Genomic DNA, 23,066 nt, shown 5'->3' on the forward strand with positions numbered 1-23,066 from the left:
GATCGTCGGATGAGTACGGGAGAGAGCGCAGCCCTGTGGGGCGGCCGGTTCGCCGGCGGACCTGCCGACGCGCTGGCGGCGCTGAGCAAGTCGACCCACTTCGACTGGCGGCTGGCGCCGTACGACATCGCCGGGTCGAAGGCGCACGCCAAGGTGCTGCACCGCGCCGAGCTGCTCACCGACGACGACCTCGCCGCGATGCTGCGCGGCCTCGACGAACTGCTCGCCGACGTACTGTCCGGCGACTTCGTCCCCGCTGAGGACGACGAGGACGTGCACACGGCGCTGGAGCGCGGGCTGCTGGAGCGGCTCGGCACCGAGCTCGGCGGCCGGCTGCGGGCGGGCCGGTCCCGCAACGACCAGGTCGCCACCTTGTTCCGCAGCTACCTGCGCGAGCACGGCCGGATCATCGCGCGCCTCGTGCTCGACCAGGTCACCACGCTGGCCGACCAGGCCGAGAAGCACCTGGGCGTCACGATGCCCGGCCGGACCCATCTCCAGCACGCCCAGCCGGTCCTGCTGTCGCACCATCTGCTGGCGCACGCCTGGCCGCTGATCCGCGACCTCGAGCGGCTCGCCGAGTGGGACGCCCGCGTCGCCGCCGATTCGCCGTACGGCGCGGGGGCGCTGGCCGGTTCGTCGCTCGGGCTCGACCCGCGGTTCGTCGCGACCGAGCTCGGCTTCACCGACTCCTCGCCGAACTCGATCGACGGCACGTCGGCGCGGGACTTCGTCGCCGAGTTCGCGTTCGTCACCGCGCAAATCGGCGTCGACCTGTCCCGGCAGGCCGAGGAGGTGATCCTCTGGGCGACCAAGGAGTTCGGCTTCGTCCGGCTGGACGACGCGTTCTCGACCGGGTCGAGCATCATGCCGCAAAAGAAGAACCCGGACATCGCCGAGCTGGCCCGCGGCAAGTCCGGCCGTCTGATCGGCAACCTGACCGGCCTGCTCGCCACGCTCAAGGCGCAACCGCTGGCCTACAACCGGGACCTGCAGGAGGACAAGGAGCCGGTCTTCGACTCCGTCGACACCCTCGAGGTGCTGCTGCCGGCGTTCACCGGCATGATCCGCACGCTCGTGTTCGACACCGCCCGACTCGAAGAGCTCGCCCCGCAGGGCTTCTCGCTGGCCACCGACATCGCCGAGTGGCTGGTCCGCCAGAAGGTCCCCTTCCGCGTCGCCCACGAGTTGGCCGGCGCCTGCGTCCAGGAGTGCGAGAAGCGCGGCATCGAGCTGTGGGACCTCACCGACGAGGATCTCGCCGCGATCTCGCCGCACCTCACCGCGGAGGTCCGCACGGTGCTGACCGTCGAGGGCTCGGTGTCGTCCCGCAACGCCCGCGGCGGCACCGCGAAGGACCGCGTCACCGAGCAGCTCGCCGAACTCCGCACCCGAGCCGCCCAGCACGCCGAACGCCTCGCCTGACCAGTCGGCCAGTAGGGTCGCACGTATGCCTGTACGTCGTACCCTGCTGGCCGGTCCGGTGCTCGAGGTCGCTCCCCGGCTCCTCGGCATGACCCTGCGCCGCACCACCGACGAAGGCACCGTCGCCGTCCGCATCACCGAGGTCGAGGCGTACGACGGTCCGAACGACCCGGGGTCGCATGCCTATCGGGGCGAAACGGCGCGCAACGCGGTCATGTTCGGCCCGCCGGGTTTTCTGTACGTGTACTTCACCTACGGCATGCACTACTGCATGAACGTCAGCGCGGGTCCCGACGGGCAACCGTCGGCGGTCCTGTTCCGCGCCGGCGAGGTGATCGACGGGGTGGAACTCGCGCGCAAGCGCCGCGGCGCGCCTGAGCCGGTCACCGAGAAGTTCAACTCCGTCCTGCCCACCAAACGCAGAGCCACCGCCAGGAACCCCGACTGGGACCTCGCCCGCGGCCCGGCCCGGCTGTGTGTTGCCCTGGGCATCGACCGCGAAGCCAACGGCACCGACCTGCTGTCGACCAAGTCGGACATCCAGCTACTCCCCGGCCCCGGCTTCGAGGGCGAGCCATCCACCGGCCCGCGCGTAGGCCTTCGCGAAGCCGCCGACAACCCTTGGCGCTTCTGGACCCCCGGTGACCCGACCGTCTCGCCGTACCGGCCCCACGTGCCCAAGCGCCGAGCCTGACAACCCGCCCCCGCACGGTGAACCGTGCAGAGGCGGGTTCTGCCCGCGGATACTTCAGAAGCCCAGGCGCTGGGCGATCAAAATGTCGGTCTTGCGGACGGGCGCGCCGTCGACGGGTGCCGGGTTCTCCGCGGTCGGCACGATGCCGGCGGCGGCGATCTTGTCGAGGGTTTTCAGGCCGAGTCGGTCGATGGTGCCGAAGATGGTGTAGTTCGGGCGGAGGCGGGAGTCTTCGAAGGTGAGGAAGAACTGGCTGCCGTTGGTGTTCGGGCCGGCGTTGGCCATCGCGAGGGTGCCGCGGGCGTAGACCTTGCTGGCGCCGGTCGGGTCGGTGGGCCAGTCGGGCAGGCCGACCGGGAGTTCGTCCTTGTAGGAGTAGCCGGGGCCGCGTTCGCCGGTGCCGGTCGGGTCGCCGCACTGCAGGACCCGGAGCGTCGGGTAGAGCGTGAGCCGGTGGCAGGTGGTGAAGTTGTAGAAGCGGCTCTTCGCCAGGTGCAGGAAGCTCTGCACCGTGCACGGTGCCTTGGCGCGGTCGAGGGTGAGCAGCATCGGGCCCTGGTTGGTGGCCAGGATGACCCGGACCACGCCCTTGGACGGCGTCGGTGTCGGGTCCGGCGGCAGGGACACCGGGCGCGGCGACGGGTCGTCGGGCGTCGCGGTGTACTTGCACGGCCCGGTGGTGGTCTGAGCATCCGCGGGCTGCGCGGACACGAGCCGGTCCGGCTGCGTCTCGGCCGGTGCAGGACCCGGTACGGCGGCCAGCGCCGTACCGGTGGTGGTGAGCAGACCGGCGACGCTCAGGGCGGCGCAGGCGATAACGCTGGTGGCTCTCATCGAGGGTTCTCCTCCAGGGCGGTCGGGATCATCCGGTGGCCAGCGTGAAGATCCGCAGGTCGCGGTTCTTCGGCAGCGTCACGCTAACCGGAACCCGGCCCGCGGCGACAGGGATCGGCGCGGTCGCGAAAATGTGCGTGGCCACGTTGTCCCGTCCACCACCCGACTCGTTCCGGTACGGCGTGGCCGCGACCACCAGGTTCCCGAAGTGCACGGTGTCGCCCCCGCCGCCGAGCGTCCAGTCGCTGAACGACAGGTCGATCTCGCTGGTCGTCCCGTCGGCGAACCGCAGCGTCGCCTTGCCTTCCTGGTTCCCGTTCACCGCACTGCCGACGAACGAGAGCTTCGAAGTCCCAGCCGGCAGCGACAGGTCGAGCACCTGCCCGTCAGCCGGTACGTTGTCCGGCTCACCGACCGGCACGCCGGGCCAGACGAACGTGAGTCCCTCCCTGGTCACCGTCCCACCAGGGGTGAGCCCAGCGGCGGCCAGCGCCTGCCGCGAGTAGCTGACGCCACCTCCGTCGAAGTCCGCCTCGGTGTGGTCACCGGCGTCGTCCGACGCCGCCACGCCCTCGCGCAGAACGGAGAACGAGTTCGGCAGCCCGACCACCACGGTGAACCCGAGCCGCGGCAGCGCAGTCCCGTCAGCGGCCTTCAGCGCCACCGTGACGGGGTAGCGCCCGTCCGGCGTACCCGGGGCCGCCGTGATGCGCACCGCAGCGCCGCCGGACTGGTCCACCGTGAACGAGCCACTCGCCGGTGACGCGGTGAGCCCGGCCGGTGTGGTCACGGTGTACGACACGCTGGTCGCCGTACCGCTGAGCCGGTGCGCCTTGATCGTCACCGGATCCGAGGTCGTGCCCGGCGCGACGACGACCCGCCCGATGTCGGTCGAGGTCTGGAACGGGATCTCGCCGGTCCGCCACGACGGCGGCGCGTCCTTCGCCGACGCCCCCCACGCCTTGTCGGCCGTCCTACCGACCGTGAAGTCGAGCGTGCCGCCGCGCTGCACGAACGACGCGGGAAGCCAGGGCTTGGACGACGTACGCCCGTCCACGCGCAAGCTCTGCACGTACTTCGTCCCCAGCTCGGCGCCCGGCGCGTTGATCCGGATCGTGCGCCCCTTGTCCCGGTGGATCACTGCGCGCGGGAACAGCGGAGCCGCGACCTGCAGCTCGGCCCGGCTCGGCACCTCCGGGTAGAGGCCCAGCGCGGTCCACACGTACCAGGACGACATCGCGCCCAGGTCGTCGTTGCCGGGAATGCCGCCGGTCGTGGTGTTCCACAGCTGGGTCATCGCCTGCCGCAGCGTCTCCTGCGCTTTCCACGGCTGACCGCTGTAGTTGTAGATCCAGGGCGTGTTGATCGACGGCTCGTTGTCCATCTCGGCGTGCAGGTCACCGGACTTGGTCAGTGCCCAGTTCCCGTCGGCGTCCTTGAAGAACGCGTCCAGCCGCTGGTTCACGACGTCCCGCCCGCCCATCGCGTCGAACAGCCCGGCCCGGTTGTGCGGGATCATCCAGGTGTACTGCGCACTGCTGCCCTCGGCGAACCCGTCCTGCGTGCTCGGCGTGAAGGCCGGCCAGGCGCCGTTCTCGTCGCGGTTCTGGATGTAGCCGCCGTTCTCGGGGTTGAAGACGTTCTGCCAGTACTGGGAACGCTTCACGAACGTGTCGGCGGTCTTCCGGTCGCCGACCGCGGAGGCCAGCTGGGCCAGCGCGAAGTCCGCGGTGACGTCCTCCAGGGTCTCGACCGCGCCACCCCAGGCGTTGGACTTGGTCGGCACGTAACCGAGCGCCAGGTACTTGTCGAGCGACGGCCGCTGCCCGATCGACATCACCGGCTTGCCCGCCGAGCTCAGGTCCTTCGCCGTCGGCACGGTCGCCGCCTTCACCAGCGACTTCAGCGCCGTCCGTACGTCGAAGTTGGTGCCGCCGAACGCGTGGATCCCGGCCAGCGCGGGCGCCGACGGGTCGCCGGTCATCACCGCCGTACTGCCGGAGGCGTGCGTCCAGCGGTCCCAAATGCCGTCGTTCTGCTGGGCCTGGTGGAGCAGGGACTGCGCGATGTCACCGGCGCGCTGCGGTTCCAGCAGCGCGAGCAGCTGCACCTGCGAGCGGTAGACGTCCCAGCCGGAGAAAGTCGCGTACTGGTTCTTCTGACCGCGGCTGAGCTGGTGCGGCTTCTGGTCGAAGCCCCAGTACTGCCCGTTGACGTCGTTGAAGACGTTCGGGTGCAGCAGGGCGTGGTAGAGCGCGGTGTAGAAGGTCGTGCGGTCCGCTGTCGTGCCACCGGTGATCTCGATCCGGTTCAGCTGGTCACGCCAAGCGTGCTTGGCCCGCGCGGCCGTGGTGGCCAGCGAGGTGCCGCGCGGGTTCTCCTTGGCCAGGTTGGCCGCCGCGTTGGCCTTGCTCACGTAGGAGATGCCGATGCGCATGTTGACCGTGCTGCTGTCGAAGCCGAGGTACGCGCCGGAGCCCTTGCCCGCAGGCATCCAGCCGTCGGTCCCGTACGTCGTACCGCCGGTGGCCGAGGTGCTGCCCGGGCTGACGGTCGCGTCCTTCCAGGTGCCGTGGTTGGCGAACGGCTGGTCGAACTGGGCGACGAAGTGCAGCGTGTAGTAGCTGCGCTGACCGACCGAGGCCAGGTAGCCGCAGAAGTTGCCGCTGGTCACCGAGCCGGTCACGGTGCGCTTGGCCGGGTCGATGGTGACCTCGGCGTCGCTGGAGCCGACCTCGGAGTTCGCCGTCCGGAACAGCAGCGACTTGGCCTTGTCGGCCGGGAACGTGAACGTCGCGGCGCCGGTCCGGGTGGTCGCGGCGAGCTCCGCGGTCGCACCGGAGTCCAGGCCGACCTTGTAGTAGCCGGGCTTGGCGACCTCGTTGGCGTGCGAGAACGTGCTGGCGTAGACCTCGTCCTTGGCGTCGGTCTGCGGGGACGTGGTCACCGCACCGGCGTACGGGAAGATCGGGATGTCGCCGGAGCCGCCCGCGCAGCCGGTGCCGGACATGTGGGTCACGCTGAAGCCGCGGATCCGGTTGGCGTCGTACAGGTAGCCGCCGGGGGCAGCGGTCCGGTACTGGTTGCCGCGGCTGGTTTCCGGGCTGAACGAGAACATCCCGAACGGCATCACCGCGCCGGGGAAGACGTCGCCGAGGTTGGACGTGCCGATCAGCGGGTCGACGTGCTCCGTCGGGTCCGACGAGCTGCTGGTGATCCGGCTGTGCCCGACCGCCTCCTGCGCTCTCAGCCCGGGTGGTGCCGTGCTCGGTGGGGCGGTGGTCGGCCGGCCGTCGTACTGGGGAGACGGGCTCGGTGCAGCGGTGGCCAGCGTCGTGGAGACCAGTGCGGTGATCAGTGAGCCGGTCAGGACGGCAGCGGTACGACGGCGAGCGAGAAGGTTCTTCACGGGCGGTCCTTCGACGTCGGGACAGCACCGTGAACCCCACGCGGCCACACCCCGGCCGGCGAACGCCGCCCAGGGCGGCGGACGGCGTGCGCTCGACGGGGTGCAGCTGCGATGAGGGAAGCGGTGTTGTCAGGGGCGGTGTGACATCGTTGTCAGCAAGAAATACCTGACTGTCACACCCCACGTCAAGGTTTTCGGCACGTTCCGCAACCGATCAACCGCGTTCCGCAACTCCGGATCAGGTCACCGGCGGGAGGTTCGGACCGGTCGTGCCGTCCGGCGGACCTTCGCCCACCGGTTGAGCTCAGCTCCGCGCGTCGGTGCCGAGCAGGTCGTAGATCACTTGGTCGTCCGCCACATGGCTGCCGAGCGCGAAGGCCTCCCGTTCGGTGCCGACGTGCACGAAGCCACCGCGCTCGGCGACGCGCCGGGCCGCGGTGTTCGTCGCCGCCGTGCGGATCACCAGCTTGTGCCCGCCGTGTCCGCCGTCGTCCGGTCGGCCGAAGAACCAGTCGGCCGCTCGCCGGACCGCCTCGGCCATCAGCCCGCGCCCTTGCGCTTCGGGATGCGCCCAGTACCCGAGCTCGCCGAACCGGCCCGCCAGCTTGTCCAGGCCGAACAGGGTCAAGTTGCCCAGGGCAAGATCGGTCCCGCGATCGGCGACGCACCAGTTGATCCGCTGCCCGGCCGCGGCCTGCTCAGCCATGTCGTGCAGCCAGAACCGCGCGTGCTCGGGCGTGAACGGCTGCGGGACGAACGGCAGGAAGTGCGCGGTCGCGGCGTTCGTCCGCGCGGTGGTGATCCGCTCGATCTCGTCGTCCTGCCAGCTCCGCAATCGAATCCGCGCGGACTCCAGCACCGGGATCTCGAACCAGGGGTGGCGAGGACGGCGCTCGTCGTCAGGAGTGATCCAGCCGGTCCACTCGTCCGCGCCGTCGGCGGACGGCAGCGTCGGGCCGAGGTGGAACCCGGTCGCCCACGCGAGGCGGCGGGACGGCCAGTTGCCGACCGGCGTCCACCAGTGCACGAGGTGAAAGCCGCAGGTGCCGAAGGCGAAGTCGAGGGCCAGCCGGACCGCGCGAGAGGCGACACCCGCGCCGCGGGCCCAGCGGGACAGGCCGAAGTGGATCGAGGCGCTGCCGCGCTCGTCCGGAGCGAGGCCGACCGAACCGGCGTACCGGCCTTCGTACTCGACCACGAAGACCAACCGGGACCGGTCGGCCCAGGCGTCGGCGATGCCGTACGTGATCCACCGGGTCACGTCGTCGGGCCCGAAGCTGCCAGGCTCCTCGGTGGCGCGTTCGATCGCGCCGGCAAGATCGGAGGGCCGGGGCGCGCGCAGTACGACGATCCCGTCGGTCAGGACAGGGGTCTCAGCAGGAATCGGCACGGCGTCGAGTCAACACCCTGCCCGGTCAGGAAGCTTGCTTCCTCTCCCACTCAACCGCCCCGGCGGAGCCGGGGCGGTCCATCGAGCAGGACCGGGTCAGCGGCCGACGGGCGACAGGCCGAGCTGCCGGCCCAGCAGGCCGCGGGGACGGCCGCCAAGGCGTTCGGCGATGTCGATGATGACCTTCGACGCAGGCGTGTCGGCGTCGGCGATCGCGAGCGGGGTTCCGTGGTCGCCGCCGCTGCGGAGGCGCTCGTCCAGCGGGATCTCGCCGAGCAGGGGGATCGGGTAGCCCAGGCGGGCCGACAGGGTGTCGGAGACGCGCTGGCCGCCGCCGGTGCCGAAGATCTCGATCCGGTGCTCGGGGCCACAGTGCGGGCAGGGCAGGAAGGACATGTTCTCGATCACGCCGGCCACCCGCTGGTGGACCATCTGCGCCATCGTGCCGGCCCGCTCGGCCACCTCGGCGGCGGCCTCCTGCGGGGTGGTCACGACGATCACCTCGGCGGTGGTCAGCCGCTGGCCGACCGAGATCGCGATGTCACCGGTGCCCGGCGGCAGGTCGAGCAGCAGCACGTCCAGGTCGCCCCAGTAGACGTCGGCCAGCATCTGCACCAGTGCGCGGTCCAGGATCGGGCCGCGCCAGGCGACCACCTGGTCGCGCTTGGGCTTCAGCATGCCGATCGAGATCACCTTCACGCCGTGCGCGGGCACCGGCATGATCATGTCGTCGACCGCGGTCGGCCGCTCGTCGGCGACGCCCAGCATGGCCGGCACCGAGTGACCGTAGATGTCGGCGTCCAGGACGCCGACCGACAGGCCCTTGGCGGCCATCGCGACCGCCAGGTTGACCGTCACCGAGGACTTGCCGACGCCGCCCTTGCCGGAGGCGATCGCGAACACCTTGGTCAGCGAGTCCGGCCGGGAGAACGGGATCTCCTTCTCCGCCACGCCGCCCCGCAACTGGGTCTGCAACGCGGCGCGCTGCTCGGCCGACATCACCCCGAGCTCGATCTCGACGCCGGTGACGCCGTCCAGCGCGCTCACCGCGGCGGTCGTGTCCCGCCGCAGCGTGTCCTTCATCGGGCAGCCGGCCACGGTCAGCAGGATCTTCACCGCGACCACGCCGTCGGTCCGCACCACCACCGACTCGACCATGCCCAGATCGGTGATCGGTTTTTTGATCTCGGGGTCCATCACGGACCCGAGCGCAGCGGTCACCTGGTCAGCAGTGGGAGCCATGTCTACAGGCTACGTGCTCACGCACAGGCACCCCACCACGGTCCACTGTGACGTAGCTCCGGCAAGGCACACCTAACCAAAGGCCCCGGCGGGCTCAGACCCGGTCGTCCTCGCGGTCCTTGTCCAGCTCGGCCAGCAGCGAGCGCAGTTCCGAGCGCAGGAAGTCGCGGGTGGCGACCTCGCCGACCGACATCCGCAGCGACGCCATCTCCCGGGCCAGGAACTCCATGTCGGCCCGCGAGCGCGCGTCGACGTCGCGGTCGCGTTCGTACTGGACCCGGTCGCGGGCCTCCTGCCGGTTCTGCGCGAGCAGGATCAGCGGCGCCGCGTACGAGGCCTGCAGACTGAGCGCGAGGGTGAGGAAGATGAACGGGTACTGGTCCCAGCGCAGGTGTTCGGGCGCGAAGATGTTCCACAGCACCCAGAACACGATCGTCGCGGTCATGTAGACCAGGAACTGCCCGGTGCCGAGGAACCGCGCGATCCGCTCCGACAGCCGCCCGAACGCGTCCGCGTCGTACGCGCGCCGCCGGACCAGCGTCCGGCGCAGCTCGCGCGGGACGTCCAGCCGGTCGGCGGCCGGGCGGGTCAGCCGGCGTTCGTCGGAGCGGCGCTCGTCCGGCCGGTTGCCGCGACGTTCCTCCGAGCGGGAACCGCGGCGCTCGGCGGACTGGGATCCGCGCCGGTCGTCCGGCCGGTTGTTGCGGCGGTTGTCACCGGGCATGCGGGTCCCCCTCCTGCGGCGCGGATCCACGCCAGTCGTCGGGCAGCAGATGGTCCAGTACGTCGTCCACGGTGACCGCACCGAGCAGCCGGCCCTCGTCGTCGAGCACCGGAGCGGCGACCAGGTTGTACGTCGCGAGGTACTTGCTCACCGCCTGCAGCCCGTCGTCGGGACGCAACCCGTCCAGATCCGTGTCCAGTACGCCGGACACCAGCGCGGACGGCGGCTCGCGCAGCAGCCGCTGGATGTGGCCGATCCCGATGAACCGGCCGGTCGGGGTCTCCAGCGGCGGGCGGCAGACGTAGATCATCGCGGCCAGCGCCGGACTCAGCTCGGCGTTGCGGACGTGCGCGAGCGCGTCGGCCACGGTCGCGTCGGCGGGCAGGATCACCGGCTCGGACGTCATCAGTCCACCGGCCGTGCGTTCCTCGTACGTCAGCAGGCGCCGGACGTCCTCGGCCTCGTCGGGCTCCATCAGCGTGAGCAGCCGCTCGGCGGTGTCGGTCGGCAGCTCGGCGATCAGGTCGGCGGCGTCGTCGGGGGACATCTCCTCCAGCACGTCGGCGGCGCGCTCGGTGTCCAGGCCGGCCAGGATCTCCACCTGGTCGTCCTCGGGCAGTTCTTCCAGGACGTCGGCCAGCCGTTCGTCGTTCAGGGCGGACGCGATCTCCTTGCGCCGTTTCGGCGACAGCTCGTGCAGTACGCCGGCCAGGTCGGCCGGTTTCATCGTGTCGAACGCGGCCAGCATGTGCGTCGCGCCCTGCCCGTGCTCGGTCTGCGCGAACCCGCTGACGTCGGCCCAGTCCAGCACGTGCGACTGCCCCCGGCGCCGGAACCGCTTGGCTCCCTCGGTCACCGCGACCTTCGACAGCATCCAGTCCCGGGTCCGCCACTGCTCCATCGCCAGGTCGAACACCACCGCGGAGGCGCCGGTCTCGCGGATCGTCACGGTCCGGTCCAGCAGTTCGCCGAGCACCAGCACCTCGGTCGCCCGCTGCTCGAAACGGCGCATGTTCAGCAGCCCGGTGGTGATCACGTGGCCGACGTCGATCGAGGTCACCCGGGTCATCGGCAGGAAGATCCGCCGCCGGGTGAACACCTCGACCACCAGTCCGAGCACCCGCGGCGGCTGGGTGTCCTGCCGCAGCGTCACCACGACGTCGCGCACCTTGCCGACCTGGTCCCCGTTCGGGTCGTACACGGGCAACCCGGCCAGCCGGGCCACGTACACACGTGCCGGTGATCCGCTCATGCTCGAAGGCTAACCGCCCGAGGCGGTCGCGCCCCCACAGCATCGCTGTCGCCGACCTGTGTCGACGCCTCCGTACGACGTCCCGCCCGCCCGGCAGAGCCGGGCGGGCGGGAGTAGGGGGAGACTCAGCCGGCGGTCTCCAGCGACGGGTCGGTGACTGTGGCGATCAGTTCGGCAAGGGTGACGCTGGGCTCCGCCACCGGGTTCTGCGTCGCGGGCTCGGCTCCGCCGAAGGTGCCGGGGTCCGACCGCCGGCCGTCACCTTCGACCGTGGCGATCGCCAGTTGCCCGTCCGGGCGCACGTAGCTCGCCCAGTACGCCTGCTTGCCCCGCGTACCGACCCGCACCTGTTTGCCGTCGGCCGTGGTCGTCACCCAGCAGGCGGTGAAGGTCGAGCGGTCGTCGGTCAAGCCGCAGGTGTCCGCCCGCGGGTGCGGGATCCCCCCGTCGTTCGGCTGCTCGTGCACGGCCTTCGGTATCACCGTGATCTCGACCCACCCGACTCCACCGGCCTCGCTCCAGTCCGATCGTGCGCCGGCCGACCCGGGGTGTCCGCACGGACCCGTTTTCGTCGGAGTGACCCCGCTCGTTTCGCGTCCGACCAGATGACGGCGGTCCGGGTCGGCGTACGAGGCGAAGACGTCGAGGTGGTTCGACTCCATCGTGTTGGAGGGAGCGCCGCCGGGTGCGGTGAAAGCCTGGCCCCTCGAAGAGCAGGTGTACGACGGCCCACCCGGCGTCGGCTGGATCACGTAACTGCCGTCCGAACGGATCTCGACCTTCCCACCGGGTCCGTACCGCTCCACCTGCACCTGACCAGCCACCCCGGCTGGGTCCGTCGAACCACCCCAGTGGGCGGTCGCCAGGCTTCCTCCGGTGGCAACCAGGGCCACGGCGAAGGCACTTCCGGCTCCGACCGTGGCACGGCGACGCCGCAACCGGCGGCGGCCGCGGGCGAGGTCCCCGGCCGGATCGACGGTCAGGTCCTCCGTCCACGCGGTACTGCGGGCCAGCTGCTCGTGCAGGTCGTTCTCGTTCATGAGGCGTCCTCCATCAGTGCTGCGAGTCGGGAGTCGGCCAACTGACCTCTGAGGTTCTGCAGGGCCTTCGACGACTGGCTCTTCACCGTGCCGACGGTGATCTGCAGGTCCGCGGCGGTCTCCTCGACCGACAGGCCCAGCCAGAAGCGCAGGACGATGACCCGCCGCTGGCCGGCTGCCAGCGTGCTCAGCGCGGTCATCAGCTCGTCGCGGTCCTCCAGACCGAGGCCCTCGTCCACCGGCTGTTCCGGGACGTCCCCGGCCGCCTGCTCGCGCCGCCAGGGCCGCCGGCTGGCGTCGATCCCGGCGTTGACCAGGATCCGCCGGACGTACGCGTCCGCGCCGTCCGAGCGCCGGATCCGCGGCCAGGCGACGTACAGCTTGGCGAGCGCGGTCTGGACCAGGTCCTCGGCCAGGTGGCGGTCCCCGCAGAGCAGGTAGGCGGTGCCGACCAGTCGCGACCGGCGGGCCGCGACGTACTCGGAGAACTCCTGGTCGCGCCGTTGACTGCCGAGCATCTGTTCGTCCCGTCGTCGCCGGATCAGTTGACGATCACAGATACGGGATCCGGTCCGAACAGGTTGCCTCAGCGGCGGGGGCAGCCGGATTTTCCTAGACTGCCTCCGACCGTTGCAACGTTGTCATCGGTGGTGGAGGGGGCGGGCATGCTGAGATCGACTGGGCTGGGGGCCGAGAACGAGACGGTGTACCTGACGCTGGTTCGGCAGGGGCCGGCGACGTTGGTGGAGCTGGCCGACCGGGCCGGGCTGCCGGAGCCCGACGTACTGCGAGCCGTCGACGCGCTGCAGCGGGAAGGATTCGTGCACCGTACGCCGCCCCCGCGCGAGCTGGTGGTCCCGGTGCTGCCGGACCTGGCGGTGGAGCAGCTGGTACGGCGCCAGGAGGAGGAGCTCGAGCGGGTCCGCGAGGCGGCGTACCGGCTGACGGCGGCTGCGTACAACCAGGCGAGCGACCGGCGGACCGAGGAGCTGATCGAGATCGTGTCTGGGCAGACCGCGGTCGGGCTGGCGTTCGACCGGGTGCAGCGGACGGCTCGGCAGGAGATGCGCGAACTGGTCGCGCCGCCGTACGCCGCGTCTGCCGAGGTGAACCGGACTCAGCTGGACCGGCAGGCCGAGGGCGTCACCTACCGGGTCGTGTACGACAGCTCCGCGCTGAGCGACGAGGTTCTGTCGGCCAGTGCGGTCAGCCATGTCCGGGCCGGTGAACAGGCCAGGATCGTGGACGCGCTACCGACGAAGCTGGCAGTCGCCGACCGGGAGCTGGCTCTGCTCCCACTGGACTGGGCGACTCCCGCACGGGACGCGGCGTTGCTGGTCCACCCGTGCAGCCTGCTCGACGCGCTCGTCGCGCTCTTCGAGACGGTGTGGGCACGGGCCAGTCCGCTGGTGGTGACCGCCGAGGAGTCGCTGTCGGCGGAAGGCACGATGTCGGCCGACGACCGGTACCTGCTGTCGCTGCTGGTCGCCGGTCTGACCGACGAGGCCGCGGGGGTCCGGCTCGGGATCAGCCGCCGGACGGTTGCCCGCCGGGTCCAGCTGCTGATGGAGCGGACCAACTCCCGGTCCCGGCTCCAGCTGGGCTGGCACGCGCGCGACCGCGGCTGGCTCTGAGGCTTGTCCGCTCCCAGCGCGACCGGTCGCCGCCGGGTCCGGTGTGGTGCGGGAACCTCAGCTCAGCTTGGGGCGGCGGCTCGACCGGCGGTGCAGTGTGATCGGGCGCTTGCCTCGGGTCGTCGCGGGGGTCTCCGGCGGCGTCACGGCGGGATGGGCGTCGTCGTACGCCGTGGTGACCGCGCCGGTCGGCTCGAGGACGAGCACGTCGGTCTGGGTCTGCCAGCGGTCGAGCTGGTTGCCCAGTCCCGCGGCGTTGAGGCGCTCGGTGCGGAGGACCAGCGCAGCAGCGGTCCACTCGTCCGTGCCCGGCTCCAGCCGTCGTACGGAGGCGGTCCAGGAGGCCAGCCGGCTCGTCGCGGGCTTGGCCGGTACGACGACCTCGACCGCGTCGGCCCCGGCCAGCCCGGGCAGCGGCTGCTCGGCGCTGCCGTCGCGATCCGCCAGGACGACGTACGAGCCGTCGACCGTGGCGAACCAGGCCGGCGCCGGCCGGCGTCCGTCCCAGGACAGCCACACCAGTCCGGCCTTTTTCATCACCGCGGCGATCTCGGCCGTGATCTCGTCGGTCGTCACGGACCAAGACTGACACAGCCACCGGCCCGGTGAATCGGGCCACATCGCGCCTCGACGTGAGCCGGGTCACCGGAGGGCTCGGCGTTTCGCCGTACGCTGCCGTGAACTGGTGGGTAACCAGCTTCCGAGGAAGGGGTACGGCGATGGGTGACGAGACGGCCACCAAGGCGCTGCGGTCCAGGCGGTCCTGCCTGGCGACACCGGGGTCGAACCCGCGGTTCCTGGCCAAGGCGAAGGGGCTGGACGCCGACCAGGTGTTTCTCGACCTGGAGGACTCGGTCGCGCCGATCGCCAAGGTGGACGCCCGCAAGAACATCGTCGCCGCGCTGAACGAGGGCGGCTGGGGCTCGAAGGTCCGCGTGGTCCGGGTGAACGACTGGACCACCGAATGGACCTACGCCGACGTGATCGAGGTCGTCGGCGGCGCCGGTGCGAATCTCGACTGCATCATGCTGCCGAAGGTGCAGACCGCCGAGCAGGTGGTCGCGCTGGACCTGCTGCTCACCCAGCTGGAGAAGGTGCACGGCTACGAGCCGGGGCGGATCGGGATCGAGGCGCAGATCGAGAACGCGCTCGGCCTGACCAACGTGAACGCGATCGCGACCGCCTCACCGCGGGTGGAGACGATCATCTTCGGCCCGGCCGACTTCATGGCCTCGATCAACATGAAGTCGCTGGTGGTCGGTGAGCAGCCGCCCGGCTACGACGTCGGCGACGCCTACCACTACATCCTGATGCAGATCCTGATGGCGGCCCGCGCGCACGGCAAGCAGGCGATCGACGGCCCGTACCTGCAGATCAAGGACGTCGAGGGTTTCCGCCGCGTGGCCGGCCGCTCGGCCGCGCTCGGCTTCGACGGCAAGTGGGTGCTGCACCCGGACCAGATCGCCGCCGCCAACGAGGTCTACTCGCCGCGGCAGGACGACTACGACCACGCCGAGAACATTCTCGACGCCTACGACCACTTCACCTCCGCGGCCGGTGGCGCCCGCGGCGCGGTGATGCTCGGCGACGAGATGATCGACGAGGCCTCCCGCAAGATGGCCCTGGTCATCTCCGCCAAGGGCCGCGCCGCCGGCATGACCCGCACCGACGTCTGGCAGCCCCCGGCCGACTGACCACCCCCACGTTGCGTCCGAAGAACCCGAGGCTGTAGCGCTCGGTTCTTCGGACGCAGCGGGTTTCAGCCGAGGGTGACGACCTTCAGGATGCGGACCGGGTGGGTCGGCGGGCCGTCCAGGTCGGGGTCGGCGATGCCGGCCGCGACGATCCGGTCGAAGGTGGACATGCCGAACACGACCCGGCCGAGCACGGTGTAGTTCGGCGCGATGTTGGCGAACGAGTGCACGACGAAGAACTCCGAGCCGTTGGTGCCCGGCCCTTGGTTGCCGTAGGCAACGGTGCCGCGCGGGTAGGTCTCGGCGCCGGTGACCTCGTCGGGGAACTTGTAGCCCGGGCCGCCCTCCTCCTGGCGGTAGATGTCGCCGCACTGCAGCACGCCGAGGCGGGCCGAGTTGGTCAGCCGGAAGCACTGGGTGGCGTCGTAGAAGCGGCTCTTCACCAGGTGCACGAAGTTGTGGACGCCGCAGGGCGCGTTCGCCCGGTCCATCCGGACCACGAACGGGCCGTAGTTGGTGACGAAGTAGACGTCGACGGTGCCCTTGGCCTTCGCGGTCGCCTTCGGCACGGTCACCGGCTTGGCCGCCGGGTTCTCCGGGGTCGGGGTGAACTCGCACTTCACGGTCGGCTTGCCGTGACCGGCCGGGCTCAGCGGGGCGGCCGACGCGGTCGTGGTCGTCAGGGTCGCGGCGAGCAAGGTCGTCGCGATCAGAGCAGGCAGAGTTGATCGCTTCATGCGATCAACCTAGTACGTGGCGTGGCGATCGGCACCGGCTGCGAGCACAGGAGCAGGTAAAGACCGTCCGCCCAGCAGTACGACGGCTCGCTCTGCGGCGCGCAGACACCTAAGGTGGACCGGCGATCCGGCCCGAAGACTGTTGTGGGGTGTTGGAGTGAACGGCGAGGTACTCGCGGGGCGATACCGGCTGCTGAGCCTGCTCGGGCGCGGTGGTGCCGGTGAGGTCTGGCGGGGTGAGGACACGGTGCTGGCGCGCCCGGTGGCGATCAAGCTGCTGCGCGCGCTCGACGGTGACCCGATGGACGCCGTCCAGCGGTTCCGCATCGAGGCCCAGGCCGCCGCCCGGCTGCAGCACCCCCACGTCGTCGCGACGTACGACGTGGGCGCGGCCGACGACCAGGTGTTCCTGGTGATGGAGCTGGTGACCGGGACGGACCTGGCTCAGCTGATGCGCGCCAAGGGTCTGCCGGCGACGAAGCTGGTCGCCGACATCGCCGTGCAGGGTGCCCGCGCGCTGGACGCCGCGCACGGCGCCGGAATCATCCACCGGGACGTGAAGCCCGCCAACCTGCTGCTGGCGGCCGACGGCACGCTGAAGATCACCGACTTCGGCCTGGCTCACACCGGTGGGCTCAACGGCGCCACCGGTCAGGTCCTGCTCGGCACGGCGGCGTACATCTCGCCGGAGCAGATCACCGGCGGCCAGGCGACGCCCGCCAGCGACTGGTACTCGCTGGGCTGCGTCCTGTACGAGCTGCTCGAGGGCGTCCCGCCGTACGTCGCCGACTCCGTCGAAGGCGTGCTGCGCCAGCACCTGGAAGCCCCCATCCCACCGGTACGGCGTACTGACGACGTGCCCGGCCTGGCCGAGCTGGTCCAGCGGATGCTGTCCAAGGACCCCGCCCAGCGCCCGTCGTCGTCCGCAGCCGTGCTGGCTCAGCTCAACGGGCCTACGCCGGCTCAGCCGGTCAGCAACGCGACCCAGGTTCTGCCGCTCGCTGCCACGCCAGTCGTTCCCCTGCACGAGGAGCTGCTCGGCCAGCCCGTCGACGACGAGCCGGAGAAGCAGACGGCGAGTCACGCCGCACCCCGGCGGCGGCCGCCGTTCGTGAAGGCGCTGGCTGGAGCCGGTGTCGTGGTGGCCGGTGTGGTCGCGGCGATCCTCCTGCGGGAAGGGGTGTCGCAGGAACCGCCGGCGGTGGCGGGCGGCACGCCGACGGTGGCGCCGACCGTGGTGACGAAGACGACCGCGAAGCCCAGGCCGACGCACACTCCGACTCCGGCGCCGACGCCGAAGCCGAAGGAAACGCCGACCCCGAAGAAGACGCCCAAGAAGACCCCGCCGAAGCAGGTGGAGTCCCGGACGGCGAACCAGCTCAGGACGTTGGCCCAGTTGCTCCGGCAGGGACAGCAGCGGGACGGGAGCAAGGCGGTGCGCGAGGCCGCCAAGGACCTGGACGAGGCGGCCAAGGCGCTCGGCGAGGGCAAGGAAGGCCAAGCCTCGGACAGGTACCGCAGTGCGCTGCGCCGGCTCGGCACGGCCCAACGGACCGACCAGTGGCGGCCGACCCCGCAGCAGTTCGTCCTGATCGCTGCCCTGAGCCGCGACCTCGGCCGGCCGAGCTACGGCGACGGCGACGGCGACAACGAGGACCGCGACTCCGACGAGTAGCCCGTCCGTCGTACCAGTGGGTGCACTGGGCGTGAGCCACCTGACGACGTTCTGGTGGCCGGTGTCACAGCGGGTGTCAGGCTGGGCCGGGATGCTGGGAGGCCTGATACTCGCGAGTAAGCGATCTCGACGCCACGTCACCACACTGGGTACGACACTGGGAGCCGCCGGATGAGCAGGTTGCAGCAGACCGAGGGACTGACCGACGTCCAGGAGGAGATCCTCAAGACGGTCCGGGCCTTCGTCGAGGCGGAGATCCTGCCGGTCGCCACCGAGCTGGAGCACAAGGACGAGTACCCGACACAGATCGTCGAGGGGCTCAAGGAGCTCGGCCTGTTCGGCCTGATGATCCCCGAGGAGTACGGCGGTCTGGGCGAGTCGCTGCTCACCTACGCGCTCTGCGTCGAGGAGATCGCCCGCGGCTGGATGAGCGTGTCCGGCATCATCAACACGCACTTCATCGTCGCGTACCTGCTGCTGCAGCACGGCACCGACGAGCAGAAGCAGAAGTACCTGCCGCGGATGGCCACCGGCGACGTGCGCGGCGCGTTCTCGATGTCCGAGCCCGGCTGCGGTTCCGATGTCGCGGCGATCAAGACCAAGGCCGTGCGGGACGGCGACAGCTACACGATCAACGGCCAGAAGATGTGGCTGACCAACGGTGGCTCGGCGAACCTGGTCGCGGTGCTGGTGAAGACCGACGAAGGCGCCGACTCGGTCTACAAGAACATGACCACGTTCCTGGTCGAGAAGGAGCCGGGCTTCGGCGAGGTCGACCAGGGCCTGACCGTGCCGGGCAAGATCGAGAAGATGGGCTACAAGGGGGTCGACACCACCGAGCTGATCTTCGACGGCTACCGCATCGACGCCGGCCAGATCCTCGGTGGCGTGGCGGGCAAGGGTTTCTACCAGATGATGGACGGCGTCGAGGTCGGCCGGGTGAACGTGGCCGCCCGCGGCTGCGGGGTGGCCCGGCGCGCGTTCGAGCTCGGCATCTCCTACGCCCAGCAGCGGGAGACCTTCGGCAAGAAGATCGCCGAGCACCAGGCGGTGCTGTTCCGGCTGGCCGACATGGCGGTCAAGGTCGAGGCCGCGCACGAGCTGATGGTCAAGGCGGCCCGCAAGAAGGACGCCGGGTCACGCAACGACTTCGAGGCCGGCGTCGCGAAGTACCTGGCCAGCGAGTACTGCTCGCAGGTCGTGGAGGACTCCTTCCGGATCCACGGCGGCTACGGCTTCTCCAAGGAGTACGAGATCGAGCGGCTGTACCGGGAGGCGCCGATGCTGCTGATCGGTGAGGGCACCGCCGACATCCAGCGGATGATCATCGGCCGGCGCCTGCTCGAGGACTACAAGCTCTGACCACCCGCACGCCGCGGGTCCCGGCAGGGTCATCCGGTCGGGCCCCCGGAGCCGTCGAGCATCATCCGGCCGAGCACGGTCAGGTCGTGGCGGACGGCCTGCCCGGCCCGGCGGGTGGTGATCAGCCCGGCTTCGCGCAGGATGCCCGCCTGCCGGCTGGCTCCCGCCAGCGAGATGTCGCAGCGCTGGGCGAGCTCGGTCGTGGTGCAGCCGTCAGCGATCACCTCCAACGCGGAGGCGCGAGTGGTGCCGAGCAGAGCGGCCAGCGGGCGTGACCTCTGTTCGGCAGTCCCGCGGTGGAGTGCGCCGGGACCGTGCTTGACCGGGTAGACCAGGACCGGCGGCAGATGGGGATCGCGCAGCTTGGTCGGCTTGCGCCAGCAGAAGACCGATGGCTGCAGGCGGAGGCCGCGGCCGTCCAGATGGAGGTCTGTGTCGGGCAGCCCCTCGACCGTGAGCACGGGGGACTCCCAGCGCACCGCCGGGTGAATGCGGCCGAGCAGCTGCTCCACGCCGGCGCCGGACAGGTGGCTGACCTTCTGCTGGTGGTCCGCGCGGACCATCGTCCGCATCGACTCCCAGTACGGCGCGACGGCGTACTGGTGGTAGGTGTGCATGGCCTGTCCGAGGCTCTTGACCACCTCACGGCGACCGCTGACCAGTTCGCGCGTCCAGCTGGGTGCAGGCCGGCGTACGGCGAGCAGCTCGAGCTCGCGCTGGAACCGGGTGCGCGAGGTCGCCAGGACTTGTTCGACACCGCCGCCGAAGCCGCCGGTGTGCTGTGCCGGGGTCAGGAAGTCGGGCGAGTACCCGCGCGGCGGAGCCAGGTGCAGTAGCCAGGAGGACGATCGGGGCAGCTGCCGCCGGGTGCGCTCACGCCAGTGGCCGTACTGAGGCGTGCCGTCCTGGACCTGCAGCTGGTGGAGGCTCAGCAACACCTCCCAGAGAGGGTCCGGCTCCTCCGCGAGCGTGGTCCGGGCGAGGTCCTGACCGGTGAAATGAATCCGCAGCACGACAGGTACTCCTTTCTCCACCTCCATCGTGCAAGCAGCGCCCTGTCATCTCGCTGTCACCGGCCTCGCTGCGCACACTCCGTGCACGATCGGGCAGTACCAGCAGAAAGCGTCGATCACTCGGGCTCGCGCGAACCACCGGAGCCGTAACCGGAGAGCAGCCAGATGCCCAGCTGGGTGACCTCGTGCCGGACCGAGGCGCCGACCCGGCGGGTGGTGATCAGTCCGGCCTCGCGCAGCACGGTGGCCTGGTGGCTGGCTGCCGCGGGGGAGATGTTGCAGCGCTTGGCGAGCTCGGTCGTCGTACAGCCCTCGACCGCTGCCTCCAGCGCCGACGCGCGAGTGGAGCCGAGCAGGGAGCTGAGCGCGTCGGACGGCTTGGCCGCGTCCGGCGACGACTGCCGCAGGATGCCCGGCGCGTGCTGGATCGGGTAGACCAAGATCGGCTTCAGCTCCGGGTCACGCAGCTTGGTCGGCACCTGCCAGCAGAACGCGGACGGCTGCAGCTCGATGCCGCGGCCGTCCAGGTAGAGGTCACGGTCGTGCATGTCGAGCACCTGCAGGACCGGCGCCACCCAGCGGACCCGCGGGTGCAGCGACGACAGCAGGCGGTCCACACCGTGCCGGGCGAGGGCCTCGCCCCGGTGCGCCTGGTCGGCGGTCACGTGCGTACCGATCGACTTCCAGTACGGCGCGATGGCGGCGTCGTGGTAGGTCCGGATCGCGTGGCCGAGCTTGCGCATCGCCGTACGGTCGCCCTGGGCCAGCTCCCGCGTCCACGGCGAGACCGGGCGGTACTTGCTGAGCAGGTCCAGCTGGGAGCGGATCTGCTGGCGTGGGGTCGACAGAGCGAGCTCCAGCGCGCTGTCGAAGTCGGACGGGCAGTCGGCGGGGGTCAGGAAGTCGGGGGAGTAGCCGCGCGGTGGGGTCAGTTCCAGCAGCAGGCGCATCTGGTCCGGAGCGACCTTGGCCCGCACGTGGCGGCGCCAGTCGTCGAACACCAGCCGCCCGTCCGAGTGCTGCAGCATATGCAGGCTGAGCAGGACCTCCCACAGCGGCGCGGGCTTCGTCGAGAGCGTCACCCGGGCGAGGTCGCGCGGGGTGAAGTGGATGCGGAGCACGAGCCCTCCCGGCGCTGATCGTCGCGACATCCCCGATGCCGCCGGTAGCAGACCGTGCCGGACCGCTGACCGAACGCGATGCCCGCATTGAAGCAGTCGCCGTCGAGCCCGCACAACCACTGGCCTTCCGGTACGCCGGACCACTCGCGGCCATGGCACGAGGTTGCCAACTCACCAGCTGTGCGGGCAGTTGGGTGAAAAGATGACCGGCGCTGGCGATCGGCCCGAGCGCCTGCTTGGCTGGCCTGATGATCTGGTCGGACGAGATCACCACCCGGGCCGCGGAGATCCACGCGCGGACCGAGCGCACGCTGCGCGCTGCCGGCGTACCGGGCGAGCTGGAGTGGACGGGCGCGTCGAGCGTGCCCGGCACGCTGACCAAGGGCGACGTCGATCTGCATCTGCGGGTCCCGGCGGAGCTGTTCGGAGCCACTGTCGAGCAGCTGAAAGGTCTGCTCCCGGTCGCTGTCCCGTCCGCCTGGGCGCCGACGCTGGCGGTGTTCGACGTACCGGACCAGGAGTTGCCGACCGGTCTCGCGGTGACGCCGGCCGGATCCGAGCACGACCGGCGCTTCACGCTCGCCTGGCAGCGGATCGCGGCCGAGCCGGAGCTGCACCGCCGTTACAACGAGCTCAAGCGCGAGCCCGGCCACGAGGACCGCAAGTCCGGCTTCTTCTCCGAGCTGACCGGCACCTGAGGGACTACAGCCAGCGGTTGCGCTTGAAGAGCCGGTAGAGCACCGTGCAGGCGATCAGCATGCCGCCGAGCACGACGTAGTAGCCGTACTGCGTGGTCAGGATCGGCATGTTCTCGAAGTTCATCCCGTAGATGCCCGCGATCAGCGTCGGCACCGCGATGATCGCGACCCAGGCGGAGATCCGCCGCATGTCCTCGTTCTCCGAGACCTGCACCTGGGCCAGCCCGGCCTGCAGGATCGAGCTGAGCAGCTCGTCGAACGAGAGCACCTGCTCCTTGACCCGCAGCAGGTGGTCGTCGACGTCGCGGAAGTAGTTGCGGGTCTCGTCGCTGATCAGCGGGTGCCGCAGGGTGGCCAGCGCGCGCATCGGCCCGGCCAGCGGCGCCACTGCCCGTTTCAGCTCCAGCACCTCGCGCTTGAGCTGGTAGACCCGGTCGATGTTGCGCCAGCCGCGGGGGCTGAACATCTCGGCCTCGATCACGTCGATGTCGGCCTGGACCGCGGCGGCCACCGCCAGGTAGCTGTCGACCACGTGGTCGGTGATCGCGTGCAGCACCGCGCCCGGGCCGGCCGCCAGCCGCTTCGGGTCCTGCTCCAGGGTCTGCCGCAGCCCGGCCAGCTCGCCGTGGTCCCCGTGCCGCACGCTGATCACGAAGCCGGGCCCGCAGAACACCATCACCTCACCGGACTCGACCACCTCGCTGGTGGAGGTCAGGTCGTCGTGCGGCACGTACCGCACGGTCTTCAGTACGGCGAACAGCGTGTCGCCGTACCGCTCCAGCTTCGGCCGCTGGTGCGCCTCGGTCGCGTCCTCCAGCGCCAGCGCGTGCAGATCGAACTGCTGGCCGACCACGGACAGCTGGTGCTCGGTGGGCTGGAACAGGCCGATCCACACGTAGCCCTCGCCCCGCCGGGCCCGTTGCAGCGCGTCGACGTAGTCGCCGTGGCCGGTGTCGCGCCGGCCGCCGCGATAGTAGGCCCAGTCGACCAGTGCGCCGTCCAGCTTGCCGCTGCCGACCAGATCGAACGCCCGTGCGGCGGCGGTGACCGCCGGACGGCGGGCGAACGCCCGTCCGACGCGCCGTGACGCGCCCAAGTCCCACCTTCGTCCGGTCATCGACG

The 23,066-nt window shown here is 70.6% G+C and carries 20 protein-coding genes; 7 read left to right on the plus strand and 13 right to left on the minus strand.

Going from position 1 to position 23,066, the window contains the following annotated elements:
* Window positions 1-9 precede the first annotated feature (9 nt).
* Together argH and BWI15_RS17740 are read left to right on the plus strand one after the other, a co-directional pair.
* Window positions 10-1,425, plus strand: coding sequence for an argininosuccinate lyase (argH, locus tag BWI15_RS17735; protein WP_077015501.1), 1,416 nt, complete (start codon window positions 10-12; stop codon window positions 1,423-1,425).
* Between the two features lie 25 nt (window positions 1,426-1,450).
* Complete coding sequence (locus BWI15_RS17740) at window positions 1,451-2,119, plus strand: DNA-3-methyladenine glycosylase (protein WP_077015502.1); 669 nt, start codon at window positions 1,451-1,453, stop codon at window positions 2,117-2,119.
* Between the two features lie 54 nt (window positions 2,120-2,173).
* On the opposite strand, the gene BWI15_RS17745 is transcribed toward BWI15_RS17740, so the two are convergent.
* From BWI15_RS17745 to BWI15_RS17780, 8 genes are all read right to left on the minus strand, one after another.
* The gene (locus BWI15_RS17745) at window positions 2,174-2,953 is read right to left on the minus strand and encodes a peptidylprolyl isomerase (RefSeq protein ID WP_077015503.1); all 780 of its coding nucleotides are present in this window, start codon (window positions 2,951-2,953) and stop codon (window positions 2,174-2,176) included.
* Between the two features lie 28 nt (window positions 2,954-2,981).
* Complete coding sequence (locus BWI15_RS17750; protein ID WP_237771328.1) at window positions 2,982-6,362, minus strand: GH92 family glycosyl hydrolase; 3,381 nt, start codon at window positions 6,360-6,362, stop codon at window positions 2,982-2,984.
* A gap of 304 nt (window positions 6,363-6,666) precedes the next feature.
* Window positions 6,667-7,752, minus strand: coding sequence for a GNAT family N-acetyltransferase (locus tag BWI15_RS17755; protein WP_237771329.1), 1,086 nt, complete (start codon window positions 7,750-7,752; stop codon window positions 6,667-6,669).
* Window positions 7,753-7,848: 96 nt separating this feature from the next.
* Window positions 7,849-8,994, minus strand: a complete 1,146-nt coding sequence (locus BWI15_RS17760; protein ID WP_077015504.1) for an Mrp/NBP35 family ATP-binding protein — start codon at window positions 8,992-8,994, stop codon at window positions 7,849-7,851.
* A 94-nt stretch (window positions 8,995-9,088) separates the two neighbouring features.
* Window positions 9,089-9,718: a DUF1003 domain-containing protein gene (locus BWI15_RS17765; RefSeq protein WP_083750839.1), complete on the minus strand. Its 630-nt coding sequence runs from the start codon at window positions 9,716-9,718 to the stop codon at window positions 9,089-9,091.
* The gene (locus BWI15_RS17770) at window positions 9,708-10,970 is read right to left on the minus strand and encodes a magnesium transporter MgtE N-terminal domain-containing protein (RefSeq protein WP_077015505.1); all 1,263 of its coding nucleotides are present in this window, start codon (window positions 10,968-10,970) and stop codon (window positions 9,708-9,710) included. Before BWI15_RS17770 ends, BWI15_RS17765 begins: the two co-directional genes overlap by 11 nt.
* A gap of 125 nt (window positions 10,971-11,095) precedes the next feature.
* Complete coding sequence (locus BWI15_RS17775; RefSeq protein ID WP_077015506.1) at window positions 11,096-12,010, minus strand: hypothetical protein; 915 nt, start codon at window positions 12,008-12,010, stop codon at window positions 11,096-11,098.
* Window positions 12,007-12,528: a SigE family RNA polymerase sigma factor gene (locus BWI15_RS17780; protein WP_077015507.1), complete on the minus strand. Its 522-nt coding sequence runs from the start codon at window positions 12,526-12,528 to the stop codon at window positions 12,007-12,009. The genes BWI15_RS17775 and BWI15_RS17780 overlap by 4 nt, the downstream gene beginning before the upstream one ends.
* A 147-nt stretch (window positions 12,529-12,675) precedes the next feature.
* Between BWI15_RS17780 and BWI15_RS17785 the strand changes: the two genes are divergently transcribed.
* Window positions 12,676-13,644, plus strand: a complete 969-nt coding sequence (locus BWI15_RS17785) for a helix-turn-helix domain-containing protein (protein WP_077015508.1) — start codon at window positions 12,676-12,678, stop codon at window positions 13,642-13,644.
* A gap of 57 nt (window positions 13,645-13,701) precedes the next feature.
* Here the strand turns inward: BWI15_RS17785 and BWI15_RS17790 are convergent, their stop codons facing one another.
* Window positions 13,702-14,220 (minus strand): hypothetical protein, encoded by a 519-nt coding sequence (locus BWI15_RS17790; RefSeq protein ID WP_083750840.1) that lies wholly within the window; start codon window positions 14,218-14,220, stop codon window positions 13,702-13,704.
* A gap of 143 nt (window positions 14,221-14,363) precedes the next feature.
* Here BWI15_RS17790 and BWI15_RS17795 point away from each other — a divergent pair, with 143 nt between their 5' ends.
* Window positions 14,364-15,338, plus strand: coding sequence for an HpcH/HpaI aldolase/citrate lyase family protein (locus tag BWI15_RS17795; RefSeq protein ID WP_077015509.1), 975 nt, complete (start codon window positions 14,364-14,366; stop codon window positions 15,336-15,338).
* Between the two features lie 65 nt (window positions 15,339-15,403).
* Here the strand turns inward: BWI15_RS17795 and BWI15_RS17800 are convergent, their stop codons facing one another.
* Entirely contained in the window at window positions 15,404-16,075 is a 672-nt protein-coding gene (locus BWI15_RS17800) for a peptidylprolyl isomerase (RefSeq protein ID WP_143465664.1), read from the minus strand.
* 157 nt (window positions 16,076-16,232) lie between these two features.
* Between BWI15_RS17800 and BWI15_RS17805 the strand changes: the two genes are divergently transcribed.
* Together BWI15_RS17805 and BWI15_RS17810 are read left to right on the plus strand one after the other, a co-directional pair.
* The gene (locus BWI15_RS17805; protein WP_237771330.1) at window positions 16,233-17,750 is read left to right on the plus strand and encodes a serine/threonine-protein kinase; all 1,518 of its coding nucleotides are present in this window, start codon (window positions 16,233-16,235) and stop codon (window positions 17,748-17,750) included.
* Between the two features lie 171 nt (window positions 17,751-17,921).
* A complete protein-coding gene (locus tag BWI15_RS17810) occupies window positions 17,922-19,112 on the plus strand; it encodes an acyl-CoA dehydrogenase family protein (RefSeq protein ID WP_077015511.1) in 1,191 nt (396 codons plus the stop codon).
* A 29-nt stretch (window positions 19,113-19,141) separates the two neighbouring features.
* On the opposite strand, the gene BWI15_RS17815 is transcribed toward BWI15_RS17810, so the two are convergent.
* Window positions 19,142-20,125: an ArsR/SmtB family transcription factor gene (locus BWI15_RS17815; RefSeq protein WP_077016059.1), complete on the minus strand. Its 984-nt coding sequence runs from the start codon at window positions 20,123-20,125 to the stop codon at window positions 19,142-19,144.
* Window positions 20,126-20,241: 116 nt separating this feature from the next.
* Window positions 20,242-21,246 (minus strand): ArsR/SmtB family transcription factor, encoded by a 1,005-nt coding sequence (locus BWI15_RS17820; RefSeq protein ID WP_077015512.1) that lies wholly within the window; start codon window positions 21,244-21,246, stop codon window positions 20,242-20,244.
* Between the two features lie 248 nt (window positions 21,247-21,494).
* Between BWI15_RS17820 and BWI15_RS17825 the strand changes: the two genes are divergently transcribed.
* On the plus strand, window positions 21,495-21,944 hold the full coding sequence (locus BWI15_RS17825) for a GrpB family protein (RefSeq protein ID WP_143465666.1): 450 nt from the start codon (window positions 21,495-21,497) through the stop codon (window positions 21,942-21,944).
* A 4-nt stretch (window positions 21,945-21,948) separates the two neighbouring features.
* Here the strand turns inward: BWI15_RS17825 and BWI15_RS17830 are convergent, their stop codons facing one another.
* Window positions 21,949-23,061, minus strand: a complete 1,113-nt coding sequence (locus BWI15_RS17830) for a magnesium and cobalt transport protein CorA (RefSeq protein ID WP_077015513.1) — start codon at window positions 23,059-23,061, stop codon at window positions 21,949-21,951.
* Window positions 23,062-23,066 lie beyond the last annotated feature (5 nt).

It is taken from the genome of Kribbella sp. ALI-6-A, from assembly GCF_001984195.1.
Lineage (GTDB): Bacteria > Actinomycetota > Actinomycetes > Propionibacteriales > Kribbellaceae > Kribbella.

Bases quoted from the DNA above. Each gene is read 5' to 3' on its own strand.
- BWI15_RS17825 (WP_143465666.1), top strand. From the start codon at position 21,495: ATGATCTGGTCGGACGAGATCACCACCCGGGCCGCGGAGATCCACGCG.
- argH (WP_077015501.1), top strand. From the start codon at position 10: ATGAGTACGGGAGAGAGCGCAGCCCTGTGGGGCGGCCGGTTCGCCGGC.
- BWI15_RS17760 (WP_077015504.1), bottom strand. From the start codon at position 8,994: ATGGCTCCCACTGCTGACCAGGTGACCGCTGCGCTCGGGTCCGTGATG.
- BWI15_RS17765 (WP_083750839.1), bottom strand. From the start codon at position 9,718: ATGCCCGGTGACAACCGCCGCAACAACCGGCCGGACGACCGGCGCGGA.
- BWI15_RS17810 (WP_077015511.1), top strand. From the start codon at position 17,922: ATGAGCAGGTTGCAGCAGACCGAGGGACTGACCGACGTCCAGGAGGAG.
- BWI15_RS17745 (WP_077015503.1), bottom strand. From the start codon at position 2,953: ATGAGAGCCACCAGCGTTATCGCCTGCGCCGCCCTGAGCGTCGCCGGT.
- BWI15_RS17775 (WP_077015506.1), bottom strand. From the start codon at position 12,010: ATGAACGAGAACGACCTGCACGAGCAGCTGGCCCGCAGTACCGCGTGG.
- BWI15_RS17800 (WP_143465664.1), bottom strand. From the start codon at position 16,075: ATGAAGCGATCAACTCTGCCTGCTCTGATCGCGACGACCTTGCTCGCC.
- BWI15_RS17770 (WP_077015505.1), bottom strand. From the start codon at position 10,970: ATGAGCGGATCACCGGCACGTGTGTACGTGGCCCGGCTGGCCGGGTTG.
- BWI15_RS17795 (WP_077015509.1), top strand. From the start codon at position 14,364: ATGGGTGACGAGACGGCCACCAAGGCGCTGCGGTCCAGGCGGTCCTGC.
- BWI15_RS17830 (WP_077015513.1), bottom strand. From the start codon at position 23,061: ATGACCGGACGAAGGTGGGACTTGGGCGCGTCACGGCGCGTCGGACGG.
- BWI15_RS17740 (WP_077015502.1), top strand. From the start codon at position 1,451: ATGCCTGTACGTCGTACCCTGCTGGCCGGTCCGGTGCTCGAGGTCGCT.
- BWI15_RS17780 (WP_077015507.1), bottom strand. From the start codon at position 12,528: ATGCTCGGCAGTCAACGGCGCGACCAGGAGTTCTCCGAGTACGTCGCG.
- BWI15_RS17785 (WP_077015508.1), top strand. From the start codon at position 12,676: ATGCTGAGATCGACTGGGCTGGGGGCCGAGAACGAGACGGTGTACCTG.